Genomic DNA, 12,965 nt, shown 5'->3' on the forward strand with positions numbered 1-12,965 from the left:
TTTTTTATTTATTGGCGTAATCACGAGCGCCAAAAATGGCCGTTCCAATACGTACCAGTGTTGAGCCACAGGCAATTGCTGCTTCCATATCACCAGTCATTCCCATCGACAATGTATCAATATCGGGGTACTGATTTTGTAACTGTTTAAATGCCTGATGCATTTTCTCTAGTACCTCGACTTGCTTGTTATAGTCATTTTCTGGGGCAGGAATAGCCATTAGTCCGCGCAGTTTGATCCCTGGCAGAATGGATATTTGTGCAGCAAGGCCATCAAGCTCGGTAAGAGAGATCCCTGATTTACTGTTTTCATCACTAATATTTATTTGGATCAAAACATTTAGTGGCGGTAACGTAGTTGGACGTTGATCACTTAATCTTTGCGCTATTTTTAATCTATCTATGGTATGGCACCAGGCAAAATGTTCAGCAACAAGACGTGTTTTATTGGACTGCAATGGGCCAATAAAGTGCCAAACTAAATTTTTGTTTTCAGCAAAATAGCTGATTTTATCTACACCTTCCTGCACATAGTTTTCACCAAATTCAGTTTGTCCACATGCAATTGCTTTTTCGATATCGCTCACAGGCTTAGTTTTACTAACTGCAAGTAGAGTTATTTCGTCTGGAGAACGTCCGCATTTTTGCGCTGCGGTGTCAATGTGAGACCTGACATTGACGAGATTCTGTTTAATAGTATTCATGGCAACTCAGGAGATAATAAGATGAATATGGAAAAATTAATTATATATAGTGTAAAGCATAATGCTTCCGATCTGCACCTTTGTTGTGGCGATGTGCCACGATTACGGATCAATGGCGTACTTTATCAACAAAATCAATGTAAACCTATTACTTCTGATACGCTATTCAAATGGATAACACCTTATCTGACCACAGCGCAATTGCAATTTTTTGGTAAGGAGGGGCAAGTTGATACGGCGATAACTCTTGCTGAGGGGCAGCGCTTACGAGTGAATTTATTTCGCCAACAATTAGGGATATCCGCAGTACTAAGAGTGATAAATTCACAACTCCCGACATTAACATCACTACGCGTACCAAAATCAATCACTGCATTATTAGATAATGTTTCTAATGGACTCATTTTAGTGACGGGAGCAACAGGGAGTGGTAAATCATCCACATTAGCGGCGATGATTGATTATCTCAATCAGCATAAGCGTCAGCATATTCTTACTTTGGAAGCGCCAATAGAGTTTATTTACACCAATAAGCAAAGCATTATCCAACAACGTGAAATAGGGCGCGATGTACAAAATATAGCGAGTGCAATAGAAGCTGCATTACGCCAAGATCCCGATGTAATTATGCTAGGGGAATTAAGAGATCTAGAAAGTATTAAAATGGCATTAATTGCGGCTGAAACGGGGCATTTAGTACTAGCAACATTACATACACAAGGCGTTGTTCAAACGTTAGAGCGTGTCACTAATGTATTTTCATCCAATGAACGACAATGGATCTCGGCACAATTAGCTGGGAGCTTAAAAGCAATTATTTCTCAGCAATTGGTTCCTGCAACACAAGGCGGGCGTGTTGCTTTGTTTGAAGTGATGTATATGACGCAGGGGATTGCACATCTGATCAGAGAAGGGAAATATCATCAAGTGACGACATTAATGCAAACTGGGTTTGAATATGGTATGCAAACCTTCACTTTAAGTCGCCAACAACGTCAATATGAAGGTTTGCTCAATGAGCACATCAATGAAGAAAATTAATACTGCCGTTCAAACCAGCTTTCTAAAATAATAACGGCAGAGGTTGCATCAACACTGCCTTTATCTAAAGAACGATACCCCCCTTGTTCAAAAAGGTGAGCACGGGCTTCTACTGTGCTAAGGCGCTCATCATGTAAGGCGATTTGTACGCCAAAGCGTCCATGTAAGCGATTAGCAAATTTTTTGGCTTGGGTAGTCACTAGCTGTTCTGTACCGTCCATATTAAGAGGCAAACCCACCACCACTAAATCCGGCTGCCATTCTTTAATGATTTTTTCGATTTGACTCCAATCTGGAATACCATCTTTAGCTTTAAAGGAGGCTAATGGCCTTGCTGTCCCTGTAACTTCTTGACCTATTGCGGCTCCAATACTTTTGGTGCCAAAATCAAACCCCATTACCGTTCTATTTGACATTATGCATGACCAGCCGTTGGTGAAATTGTGTGGATATCGATACCAATTAGTTCGGCGGCTTTATGCCAACGCTCTGCAATTGGGGTATCAAAAATGATTTGTGGGGTTGCTTCAACGGTAAGCCAACTATTTTCTAAAATTTCTCTCTCGAGCTGGCCTTTTTCCCAACTGGAATATCCTAATGAGACTAAGGTTTTTTCAGGCTGTCTTGCTGTACCTAATGTTTCTAACACATCTTTTGACGTGGTGATCATGGTGCTATCGCTGATTTTAATACTTGAGCTAAAACCAGAAACAGGGGTGTGTAAGATAAAACCATGCTCTTCCGCTACAGGGCCACCAGACATAACCGGTTTTTGTAAGCTAATCGCACTATCTCTATCTGCTGAGAATATCTCCAACTGCTCTAAGACACTTTCAATAGAGATATCTTCAATCGGCTTATTAATAACTAAACCCATTGCACCGTTTTCATTATGTTCGCAAACATAGACGACCGAGCGTTGAAAGAGCGGATCGCTTAATGATGGCATAGCAATAAGAAAATGGTTGAGTAAATTCATAATAGTAATACTGTTCTCTGATTGTTTTTATTAAAAAACCTAGCCCTATTGATAATGTTTAATATAAGGGCTAGGTAAAGACTTTTAAACCTTAAAACACATCGTTTAAAAATTAGTTTTTCTTGTTAAGGCGAGCTTCAATAGCATCCATTAACATACCTGTAATAGAAACCTCAGGATAAGCTGCTTCAATCTCACGTGCACAAGTTGGGCTTGTAACATTAATTTCCGTTAAACGATCACCAATAACATCTAATCCAACAAAAATAAGGCCTTTTTGTTTTAAGATAGGTGCTACTTGGCGTGCAATTGCCCAATCGCTTTCTGTTAATGGGCGCGCTTCTCCACGGCCACCTGCAGCTAAGTTACCACGGGTTTCCCCTTTGGCAGGGATACGAGCTAAGCAATAAGGAACCGGCTCTCCATCAACCACCAGAATACGTTTATCACCATCAACAATTTCTGGTAAGAAATTCTGTGCCATACAGAAACGGTGACCGTGCTCTGTTAAGGTTTCGATAATAACACCGACGTTTGGATCATCTTTTTTCAGGCGGAAAATAGAGGCGCCACCCATACCGTCAAGTGGTTTAAAAATCACATCACCATGTTTTTCATGGAAAGCGCGAAGGTGTTTGGCTTCTCGAGTGACTAATGTGTTTGGCGTTAATGATGGGAACCATGCTGTAAACAGTTTTTCATTACAATCACGTAAGCTTTGTGGTTTATTAACAATTAAAGTCCCCATATCTTCAGCACGTTCAAGAATATAGGTAGCATAGATAAATTCGGTATCGAATGGGGGATCTTTACGCATTAAAATGGTATCAAGGGAGCCTAACGCAATATCCTGCTCTTGACCAAATTCAAACCACTTTTCAGGGTTTTCTTCTACACTTAACAGACGTGTGTGAGCACGGGCTTCACCTTGATTAAGATAAAGATCGTTCATTTCCATATAATGGATTTCCCAACCACGGCGCTGTGCTTCGAGTAACATGGCAAAGCTGGTATCTTTTTTAATTTTGATGGATGAAATAGGATCCATCACAATACCTAATTTAATCATTATTTCTCCTTTATCCCAGATCGCCGAACCGAACCTGCAAAGCGGTGATTGCGGTGAGTGCTGTTGTTTCAGTTCTTAATACACGAGGACCTAATAAAATATCAGTAAAATGGTATTTTGCTGTCATGGCAATTTCTTCAGGGGATAATCCCCCCTCAGGGCCAATTAATAGTCGTACTTTTTTAACTGGAAGTGGCAAGGTATTAATACTTTGGCTTGCTCTAGGGTGTAAATTAAGTTTTAAGCTATCATCCGTTTGGGCACACCACGCCTCTAATGACATCACCGGCATAAGCTGTGGAATTTTATTTCTGCCACATTGTTCACAGGCTGAGATAATAATTTTTTGCCATTGCTGATGCTTTTTTTCTAAACGACTAGGATCTAGTTTAACACCACAACGTTCAGAGATCAGCGGAGTAATAGTGTTAACACCTAATTCAACGGACTTTTGGATAGTAAACTCCATTTTTTCACCACGTGAAAGTACTTGGCCTAAATGAAGATCAAGTGGGGATTCTCTATCATCCATTTGTCCTTCATTAATCTGCACAATCACTGATTTTTTGCTACTTTCGATAATATCAGCATCAAATACTTGATTGGAGCCATCAAAAAGTGCCAGTTTTTGGCCTTTTGACATTCTTAATACTCGTCCAACGTGATTTGCAGCTTCTTCTGCTAATGAAGTTTGTGTACCTGCACTGAGTGGCTCTGGATGATAAATGCGAGGAATACGCATAACGTGAAACCCTTACGTAAAATGTTAACCATGATAAACAAGATATTGTGATATGCATCATACGCATGCCATTAGCTCATGCAAGTTATCAGGTGGCTTTTTCTATCATTATAGCTGGATTTTATTTGCGAGATTTGTCGTAAAACTTCATGTTTGCAATATGATAAAACAACCATTGCTTGGAAGTAATAGCATTCTATTTTAGAGTCCTAGATTAGGAACTCGCAAATATCAAGGATAGATATTTATGTTATTACCGCAAAACATCATGATTACAATGGCCTTTTTTACCTTTTTAAAAGGGGGTAGCGATTATTTCTCTACCTCTGTTTTAGCACGCCTCTCACCTATTCGTTATCAGCAATTGTGGCAAGTTTATTTAATTATCTGTTTTTATTGGTCTTTTACTATTTCTAATTATTCGTTATTAATATTATTTCTATTGTTTAGTTTTTACCTCTTAACTTTCTCGTTTTTCGATGCAGATTATCTTCAGCTACCTGATAACTTAACTTTTTGGTTACTTTTCTTTGGAATTACGCTTAATTTAACGCCTTATGGCGTGATTTCTTCAACTTGCTCTTTTTATGGCTGTTTAGTCGCAAGCTTGTTTTTTTATAGTATTTATTGGCTCGGTTATTGGATATATCAAGAGACTATTTTGGGGTTGGGTGATGTAAAGCTTTTTAGTGCCATAGGCGCTTGGTGTGGAACAGAACTACTACCTTATATCCTCTTTTTCGCTGCACTATTAGGGATTGTTATTTATATGCTTATTTGGGCTTTTACTAATGTGAAGATAAAGCAGATTGCCTTTGGCTCTTGCCTTGCATTTTCAGCGATAGTTGTTTTAAGAGTAAAGACAATAATAATGTATTGAATAGGCTAATATTTCTTGCTGAATATTAAATAAGAGTGAGGTGTAGAATTTGTCTACACCTTCAAGTCTCTATCATTATTTACTCTATTTTCAGTAAGGTATTACAGCGTTTGTTTTAGAAAAGAAGTCCAACTTTTTGTATCGCCAAAATAATTCTCTACTGGGATCAACTGGTAGGTTTGGTTATCTTCAATACATAGCGTTGGGAAACCACGACCATTTACTTGATGCATTAATTGTTGAGTTTGCTGTATATGTTGAGTTATTTCATACTCATTTACTTGCGTAAATAACGTCGAAAAGAGGGTGATATCAAACCCGAGCTTTTGTACGATAAAAAATAGCACATCTTTATCACTAATATTTAATCCATCAAGATAATAGGCATCTTGTAACGCTTTTAATAACATGACATCTCTATCGCCCATTTTTCTTGCTACCAATATCGCTGCAATTGGCATCAGTGAGTTTAATGTCATCTCTGTATTGGCGAGGTTATTGCGGTATTGCTGACTAAAAACTTGCCCCGATAACTGGCTAATACGTTCATCGATAGGGGTAACATGCTCTTTCCATGCATCGCCCCCTGTCACTTTTCTTGTCGGGGTAAATAATCCCCCACCATGTAGTGTTAGTACATGTGGGTATTCGTGACTCACTACTTCAATAAGTGGGGCAATGCCGTAGCACCACCCACAAAGTGGATCGTAAATATAGTGCAGCTTTTTAGTGCTATTTTCTTGGTTCATATGGCTTACTGAGGCCATTTCATCTCTCCTTTAAGGACTTTTGCGCTAAGCTCTAAACTCGATTTATCTGCTAAGTTAGGATAACTTTTTTCCATCGCCGCAATAAATTGTTCTGAGTTTTGAGTTTCAGCGAGTTTAGTTTCTGCCTCTTTAAGGTAATTCATTGTGAAATCAACAGAACGCATATCATAATTGCTTTTTGGAACATAATGTCCTGGAATAACCGTTTTAGGTGATAACGTTTTAATCTGTTGTAACGCTTCTAGCCAATATTGGCGTTGTGCTTTAGATTGAGTATCTGCTAGCCACACATGAATATTTTCAGACAGTATTACCCCACCCATAATAGCATTCAGTTTTGGCACATAAACATAGGTTCTTTCTGGAGATTGGCTATCTAATCCTTTGATATAGAGTTTTTCACCTTCAAGAGAAAAACTATCACCAGTAACGACTTCAGGAATGATAACTTTTTTAGGGGCATTGTCTTTGAGGACAGGCCCCCAGTAGGCAAGTTTTCCTGCTTGGGTTTCATTAATGATTTTGACGGTGGGAGCTGAGGCAATCACTTTAGCATTTGGAAATGCTTCAGTAATGACATCTAACCCAAAATAAAAATCGGGATCAGAATGGCTGATATAGATATAAGTTAAGTTTTTCCCTGATGCTTTAATTTTATCGACTAAGGCTTGAGCATCATTTTTTTGGAATTGAGCATCGATTAAGACAGCATCTTTATCACCATAAATGATTTCAGATGAAACAGGGAATACACTGGCATCACCGGGATTGTAGATATCTAATGTTAACTCTGTTGCCATAACAGAAGTGGCGAAAAACGCAGTAGTTGCAAGTGTTAAAGGAAGTAATTTTTTCATCTTTATTTTCTCCATCATGTTGATGCGTTCTATAATAGGTTGCATGAAATGGGAGAAAAACCCTGTTTTGGTGAATACATTGTTGCATAAATCGAGCAAATAATATGGACAAAATTAAAGCATCAGAAGTTTTTGTGACCATCGTTAAGCAAGGTAGCATGATTAAAGCTGCTGATTATCTAGGTATGTCTAGAGCAATGGTGACGCGCTACCTTAATGAAATGGAGGAGTGGGCTGGGGTGCGTTTGTTGCATAGAACAACCCGTAAGCAGAGCCTGACTTCCGTGGGAGAATTAGTTTATCAACAAAGTTTACAACTGCTAGAGATGGCCGAGCGTATTCCCGCGAATATTCCCAAAGAGAGTCACCAAATCAGTGGGCTGGTGCGTATTACAACGGCACAATCACTCGCTAATTGTGCATTATCTGTGGCTATAACTGAATTTATACAACTTTATCCTCTTATTGCAGTCGATTTGCAGATATCTAATCAGACAGTCAATCTTATTGAAGAGCGTATTGATATTGCATTGCGTATTACCAACCATTTAGAGCCTAATCTGATAGCCCGCCCTTTAGCAAAATGTCTTTCTGTGGTTTGTGCTCATAAAGATTATTTAGCTAAACATAGTATCCCTAACACGCCGGATGATTTGACTTATCATCAATGTCTCACATATCGCTTTTTTGGCAGTAGCTTGTGGGAGTTTAGTTTAGGTGATGAGCGTTATTCTGTTCCTGTAGGTGGTAATTTAAGTGCCAATGAGTCTGTTGTGTTATTGCAAGCCACTTTGCAAGGTGCCGGAGTCTCCTTACAACCTTACTGCTCAGCAAAACCCTATCTTGAACGGGGTGAGTTAGAAATTTTGTTAGCGGATTATCAGCCACAGCCTATGGGAATTTATGCCGTGTTAGCGAGCCGACAAAATATGCCCGCAGCCGTGCGTGTTTTACTGGATTTTCTGGTTGACTGGTTTGCTTCTTCGCCTCATTGGTTGTCATTATCGGGTGAACGCGTGAGTTAATTGTTTTGGGTAATTAGCTAAAGTGGTTTTCATCACATCAATAAAATAGCGCACAAGTTGTGATGAGGGGCGATGAGATGGTGTGATCAAACTCACCGTAAATGGAATGGTAAAACTCAGTGGCCGTATACAGAGATCACTATATTGATAATCAAGGGCGGTAATAGGGTTAACGATAGAAACACCAATGCCTTTACTCACCATGGCACAAATTGAGGCCGCACTTTGTGTTTCCATGATCAATTGTCGAGTGATCCCCTGTTTAATAAACATAGCATCAATAAGTTGTCGATAACTATCATTAGCAGATAAGCTGATAAAACGAGTTTGATGAAAGTCTTGTGGCTGCAGTAATGCTTTTTTACTTAACACATGAGACTTTGGCAAAATAGCGACTTCATTTAACGTTAGCAGTGTTTCTTGTTGGGTTCCGGCAGGTGTTTGTGTGTGCTCTGTTAGCCCTAAGTCATAATGTTGTGCAGATAACCACTCCTCTAATAAAGGAGACTCCTGTGGCACTATCGTTAAATTAACCTCGGGATATTGGCTGAGAAATTGTTGGCAAATTGAGGGTAATAGTGATTGAGCAAATGCCGGTAAACAGGTGATATTTAATTCCGCTTGATGAAAATGGCGAATACTATTGGCTGCGGTAATAATGCGATCAAGTCCATAATAAGAGCGCTGTACCTCTTCAAAAAATCTTAATCCCTCCGTGGTAGGTTGTAGGCGACCTTTAATTCTATCAAATAGCTTAAATGACAATAGCTGTTCAAGACGTGATAGTTCGCGACTGACTGTGGGTTGAGACGTTTTCAGTAAATCTGCCGCTTCGGTTAGGTTTTGTGTGGTCATCACTGCATGAAAAATTTCAATATGTCGCCAACTAAATGGAGTTTTCATAAATGTTATCCTATATCACAGATGAATAGACTATAGCTAATTTGATATTTTTATTCCCGCTTTAATTGCTTAATAATATTTTTATTCACCCTACATTGCTGAGTAAAAAATGATGACAATATCCAACAATGCGATCCTATCTCAATTAGCACAAACTTATGGCACGCCATTATGGATCTATCAAGGTGAGACTATTTCTGAACATATTGAGCAATTAAAAGCCTTTGATGTGGTTCGTTTTGCACAAAAAGCCTGCTCTAACATTCATATTTTACGGTTAATGAAACAGCTGGGCGTTAAAGTTGATTCTGTCTCACTAGGTGAAATTGAGCGGGCGTTGGTTGCCGGTTTCCAAGGTGGTCGAGAGCGTAGTGAAATTGTCTTTACCGCCGATTTACTCGATGAAAAAACGATTGAACGTGTGGTTGAATTAGATATTCCGGTTAATGCAGGTTCTATTGATATGCTTCGCCAACTTGGAGAACGTCATCAAGGGCACGCGGTGTGGATAAGAATAAATCCTGGGTTTGGTCATGGACATAGCCAAAAGACCAATACAGGTGGGGAAAATAGTAAACATGGTATTTGGTATGAAGATGTGCCAGAAGCATTAGCGGTGATTAATCAATACAATTTGAGTTTGGTTGGTTTCCATATGCATATTGGCTCAGGGGTTGATTATCAGCATTTAGCGAGTGTCTGTGATGCAATGGTTGAGCAAGTACTCACCTCTAATGTTGATATCAAAGCCATCTCGGCCGGTGGGGGATTGTCAACACCTTATCAGCAAGGAGATAAAAGAGTCGATTTAAACCACTATTTCTCTTTATGGGATAGTGCTCGTCAACGTATAGCGCAACACCTTGGGCATGATATTGAACTGGAAATTGAACCAGGACGCTTTTTAGTGGCTGAGTCTGGCGTGTTAGTGTCACAAGTAAGGGCGGTTAAGTCGATGGGAAATCGTCATTATGTGCTGGTGGATGCAGGGTTTAGTGATTTAATGCGCCCAGCTATGTATGGTAGTTACCATCAAATCACATTATTAGATAAATACGGCCAATTAAAATCTAGCGAGTTTCAACAAGAAACCATAGTTGCAGGGCCTCTTTGTGAATCTGGTGATGTGTTTACCCAGCAAGAAGGAGGAATGGTTGCTCCTCGTTTATTGCCTCCGGCAGAAGTTGGTGATTACTTAGTTATTCATGATACGGGGGCTTATGGTGCATCAATGTCATCTAACTATAATAGTCGTCCCCTTATTCCTGAAGTGTTAATTTCACAGGGCATACCTCAATTAATTAGGCGTCGTCAAACCATTGAAGAGCTATTAGCGCTAGAAATTAACCTGTAATTTTTACTACTCCTCCCTGTGTTAATCATCCTCCAATAAAAAACACCTCATTATTAAATTAAAATAATGAGGTGTTGTATCCGTGTTTCAGTCGTTAAATAGCAGACTATTTATTGATGAACATAACGGCATAATTAGGCTGCTTTATCTGTTTTTATTGTGTCAGTTGATGACTTTTTTGCCGGCACCGCCAAGGCATCAAAGTCAAATTCATCCACATTAATACTACGTAAACGGCTTTGCTCCGCTTTACGTAAGATATCTGCTTCTTCGGGAGTCACTCGTTTATCAGCTAAAGCTTTATCCGCTAATTTATCTAATTGAGTGAAGCTAAATTTCTTTTCATAGAGTCGACAGATACGTTCAAACAGTGGCTCTGCGGCTAAAATATCGAGCAGAGCTTCTTCCATTAAACCATGAGGATTGTGCTCACTGGGTGTGAGGAATTGCCCTTTACCAATACGATCACGGGTTTCAGAAGGTTGTTGGATAATTTGAGCCACCTTACTATCTAATTTATCTGAAGGCAGTTTCTGCACTTTACCCAGAGGGAAAATAATGGCGCGCAGGGCTCCTGCAACAAAACGATTTGGGAAATTGCGTAATAGCTCATCAATGGCATTTTCTGCTTGGTATAAACACTCTTTAATACTCCAGTGTACCAGTGGTAAATCAGCGGTATTACGACCTTCATCCTCATAACGTTTTAGCACCGCAGAGGCGAGGAAAATATGACTTAAAATGTCGCCAAGCCTTGCAGAAATACGTTCACGACGTTTTAAACTACCACCTAAAACCCCCATGGCAACATCAGAAAGTAACGCCATGTTGGCACTGAGCCGGTTAATTTGTTGGTAATAACGACGAGTTTCATCTTTTGTTGGCGCGGTACTTAAGCGACCATTAGTGATACCTAACCAAAGGCTACGTAATGTATTACTGGCAACATGGCCTAAGTGACCAAATAAGGCATGATCAAAGTCGTGTAAGTTGTTATCTCTAGCCGCTGCAATTTCATCTAAAACATAAGGGTGGCAACGAATAGCCCCTTGTCCATAAATGATCATGCTACGAGTGAGAATATTAGCGCCTTCCACCGTAATGGCGATGGGGGAGCCTTGATAAGAGCGAGCCACAAAGTTAGAAGGGCCAAGACAAATCCCTTTCCCACCAACAATATCCATTGCATCAATAATCCCGCGTTGCGCTCTATGGGTACAATGATATTTTACGATAGCAGAAAGTACGGCAGGCTTTTCTCCTAACATAATACCTGTGGTTATTAAGGTTGAAGCTGCGTCCAAGAGATAAGCATTACCAGCAAGGCGCGCTAATGGCTCTTCAATTCCTTCCATCTTACCGATAGGAAGCTTAAACTGACGACGAATTCGAGAGTAAGCACCTGTTGCCATTGCTGCACTTTTTAAGCCTCCAGTGGAGTTAGATGGCAGTGTGATACCACGACCGACTGAAAGACATTCCACCAGCATTCTCCAACCTTGGCCTGCCATTTTTGGACCACCGATAATAAAATCGATAGGAACGAAAACATCTTTACCACGAGTGGGACCATTCATAAAAGGAACATTGAGTGGGAAATGGCGATGACCAATTTCTACCCCTTTTACGTCGGTTGGAATTAAAGCACAAGTAATACCGGGGTTTTCATCATCACTCAGTAGATGGTCTGGATCGCGAAGTTTAAAAGCGAGTCCTAATACTGTGGCTATAGGTGCTAAAGTAATATAGCGTTTATTCCATGTGAGACGAATACCAAGGACTTGCTCACCTTGCCATTCCCCCATACAAACCACACCACTATCAGGGATAGCGCCAGCATCAGAGCCTGCTTCAGGGCTGGTTAATGCAAAGCATGGAATTTCATCACCTTTGGCTAAACCAGGTAAGTAACGTTTTTTCTGCTCATCAGTACCATAATGTTGCAATAACTCACCTGGACCTAATGAATTAGGTACACCTACAGTGATGGCGAGAATACCAGAAACACCTGCGAGCTTTTGCAGTACACGAGATTGTGCATAGGCAGAAAACTCTAATCCGCCATACTCTTTTTTGATAATCATCGCAAAGAAGCGATGGTCTTTTAAATATTGCCAAATCTCAGGAGGTAAATCAGCTAGCTCATGTGTGATTTGGAAATCATTGGTCATGCGACAAACTTCTTCAACTGGACCATCCAGAAAAGCTTGTTCTTCAGCGGTAAGCTGTGGTTTAGGATAATTGTGAAGTTGTTTCCAATCTGGTGCTCCACGGAATAATTCACCTTCCCACCATGTTGTTCCCGCATCAATGGCCTCTTGCTCTGTCTTAGACATAGATGGCATCACTTTTTGGAAAGCCTTTAGTGCAGGGGCTGAGATATATGCTTTGCGAATAGAAGGAAGAGTGAATGGTAATAATATCAATGCAACGGGCAGTAATAGCCAGTAGCTCCAGATATTGGCTAAACCCATCACGAAAGTATAAGCAATAAGTAAGATACTGCTTACTACAAGGCTGTATTTTCGGTAACTAAGTATACCGATGAGAACTAAGAAAAGCACAATACTGAGTAGGGTCATAATAAAACTCCTGTATTTGCAAGACATCAGAGGTCAGACCTGTTATTTGTTATTTAGATC

At 39.9% G+C, this 12,965-nt stretch carries 13 protein-coding genes; 4 read left to right on the forward strand and 9 right to left on the reverse strand.

Going from position 1 to position 12,965, the window contains the following annotated elements; translation table 11 throughout:
* Positions 1-4: 4 nt before the first annotated feature.
* Positions 5-703, reverse strand: a complete 699-nt coding sequence (locus HMPREF3129_RS17605; protein WP_004244825.1) for a YggS family pyridoxal phosphate-dependent enzyme — start codon at positions 701-703, stop codon at positions 5-7.
* A 21-nt stretch (positions 704-724) separates the two neighbouring features.
* Between HMPREF3129_RS17605 and HMPREF3129_RS17610 the strand changes: the two genes are divergently transcribed.
* On the forward strand, positions 725-1,744 hold the full coding sequence (locus HMPREF3129_RS17610; RefSeq protein ID WP_004252277.1) for a type IV pilus twitching motility protein PilT: 1,020 nt from the start codon (positions 725-727) through the stop codon (positions 1,742-1,744).
* On the opposite strand, the gene ruvX is transcribed toward HMPREF3129_RS17610, so the two are convergent.
* The 4 genes from ruvX to rsmE all read right to left on the reverse strand — a co-directional run bounded on the left by ruvX (position 1,741) and on the right by rsmE (position 4,534).
* The gene (ruvX, locus tag HMPREF3129_RS17615; protein WP_004247382.1) at positions 1,741-2,160 is read right to left on the reverse strand and encodes a Holliday junction resolvase RuvX; all 420 of its coding nucleotides are present in this window, start codon (positions 2,158-2,160) and stop codon (positions 1,741-1,743) included. The genes HMPREF3129_RS17610 and ruvX overlap by 4 nt on opposite strands.
* Positions 2,160-2,723 carry a YqgE/AlgH family protein gene (locus HMPREF3129_RS17620; RefSeq protein WP_004244821.1) on the reverse strand — a complete coding sequence of 188 codons (564 nt, stop codon included), beginning with the start codon at positions 2,721-2,723 and terminating at the stop codon, positions 2,160-2,162. Before HMPREF3129_RS17620 ends, ruvX begins: the two co-directional genes overlap by 1 nt.
* Before the next feature lie 112 nt (positions 2,724-2,835).
* The gene (gshB, locus tag HMPREF3129_RS17625; protein ID WP_004244820.1) at positions 2,836-3,792 is read right to left on the reverse strand and encodes a glutathione synthase; all 957 of its coding nucleotides are present in this window, start codon (positions 3,790-3,792) and stop codon (positions 2,836-2,838) included.
* A gap of 10 nt (positions 3,793-3,802) precedes the next feature.
* The gene (gene rsmE / locus HMPREF3129_RS17630) at positions 3,803-4,534 is read right to left on the reverse strand and encodes a 16S rRNA (uracil(1498)-N(3))-methyltransferase (RefSeq protein ID WP_004244819.1); all 732 of its coding nucleotides are present in this window, start codon (positions 4,532-4,534) and stop codon (positions 3,803-3,805) included.
* Between the two features lie 247 nt (positions 4,535-4,781).
* On the opposite strand from rsmE, the gene HMPREF3129_RS17635 reads away from it, so the two are divergent.
* Entirely contained in the window at positions 4,782-5,414 is a 633-nt protein-coding gene (locus tag HMPREF3129_RS17635) for a prepilin peptidase (protein WP_070487162.1), read from the forward strand.
* 101 nt (positions 5,415-5,515) lie between these two features.
* On the opposite strand, the gene HMPREF3129_RS17640 is transcribed toward HMPREF3129_RS17635, so the two are convergent.
* Positions 5,516-6,181: a DsbA family protein gene (locus HMPREF3129_RS17640; protein ID WP_017628339.1), complete on the reverse strand. Its 666-nt coding sequence runs from the start codon at positions 6,179-6,181 to the stop codon at positions 5,516-5,518.
* Positions 6,169-7,041, reverse strand: a complete 873-nt coding sequence (locus HMPREF3129_RS17645) for an MBL fold metallo-hydrolase (RefSeq protein ID WP_036908321.1) — start codon at positions 7,039-7,041, stop codon at positions 6,169-6,171. The genes HMPREF3129_RS17640 and HMPREF3129_RS17645 overlap by 13 nt, the downstream gene beginning before the upstream one ends.
* 104 nt (positions 7,042-7,145) lie before the next feature.
* On the opposite strand from HMPREF3129_RS17645, the gene HMPREF3129_RS17650 reads away from it, so the two are divergent.
* A complete protein-coding gene (locus tag HMPREF3129_RS17650) occupies positions 7,146-8,066 on the forward strand; it encodes a LysR family transcriptional regulator (RefSeq protein ID WP_036919905.1) in 921 nt (306 codons plus the stop codon).
* Here the strand turns inward: HMPREF3129_RS17650 and HMPREF3129_RS17655 are convergent.
* A complete protein-coding gene (locus HMPREF3129_RS17655) occupies positions 8,043-8,969 on the reverse strand; it encodes a LysR family transcriptional regulator (protein WP_004244812.1) in 927 nt (308 codons plus the stop codon). The two genes, HMPREF3129_RS17650 and HMPREF3129_RS17655, sit on opposite strands and share 24 nt — an antisense overlap.
* Before the next feature lie 109 nt (positions 8,970-9,078).
* On the opposite strand from HMPREF3129_RS17655, the gene lysA reads away from it, so the two are divergent.
* A complete protein-coding gene (gene lysA, locus HMPREF3129_RS17660) occupies positions 9,079-10,323 on the forward strand; it encodes a diaminopimelate decarboxylase (protein ID WP_036919906.1) in 1,245 nt (414 codons plus the stop codon).
* 134 nt (positions 10,324-10,457) lie between these two features.
* Here lysA and fadE read toward each other — a convergent pair whose 3' ends face one another.
* A complete protein-coding gene (gene fadE / locus HMPREF3129_RS17665; RefSeq protein ID WP_036919907.1) occupies positions 10,458-12,905 on the reverse strand; it encodes an acyl-CoA dehydrogenase FadE in 2,448 nt (815 codons plus the stop codon).
* Between the last annotated feature and the right edge of the window lie 60 nt (positions 12,906-12,965).

Origin of the sequence: Proteus sp. HMSC14B05 (genome assembly GCF_001808035.1) — a bacterium.
Lineage (GTDB): Bacteria > Pseudomonadota > Gammaproteobacteria > Enterobacterales > Enterobacteriaceae > Proteus > Proteus mirabilis.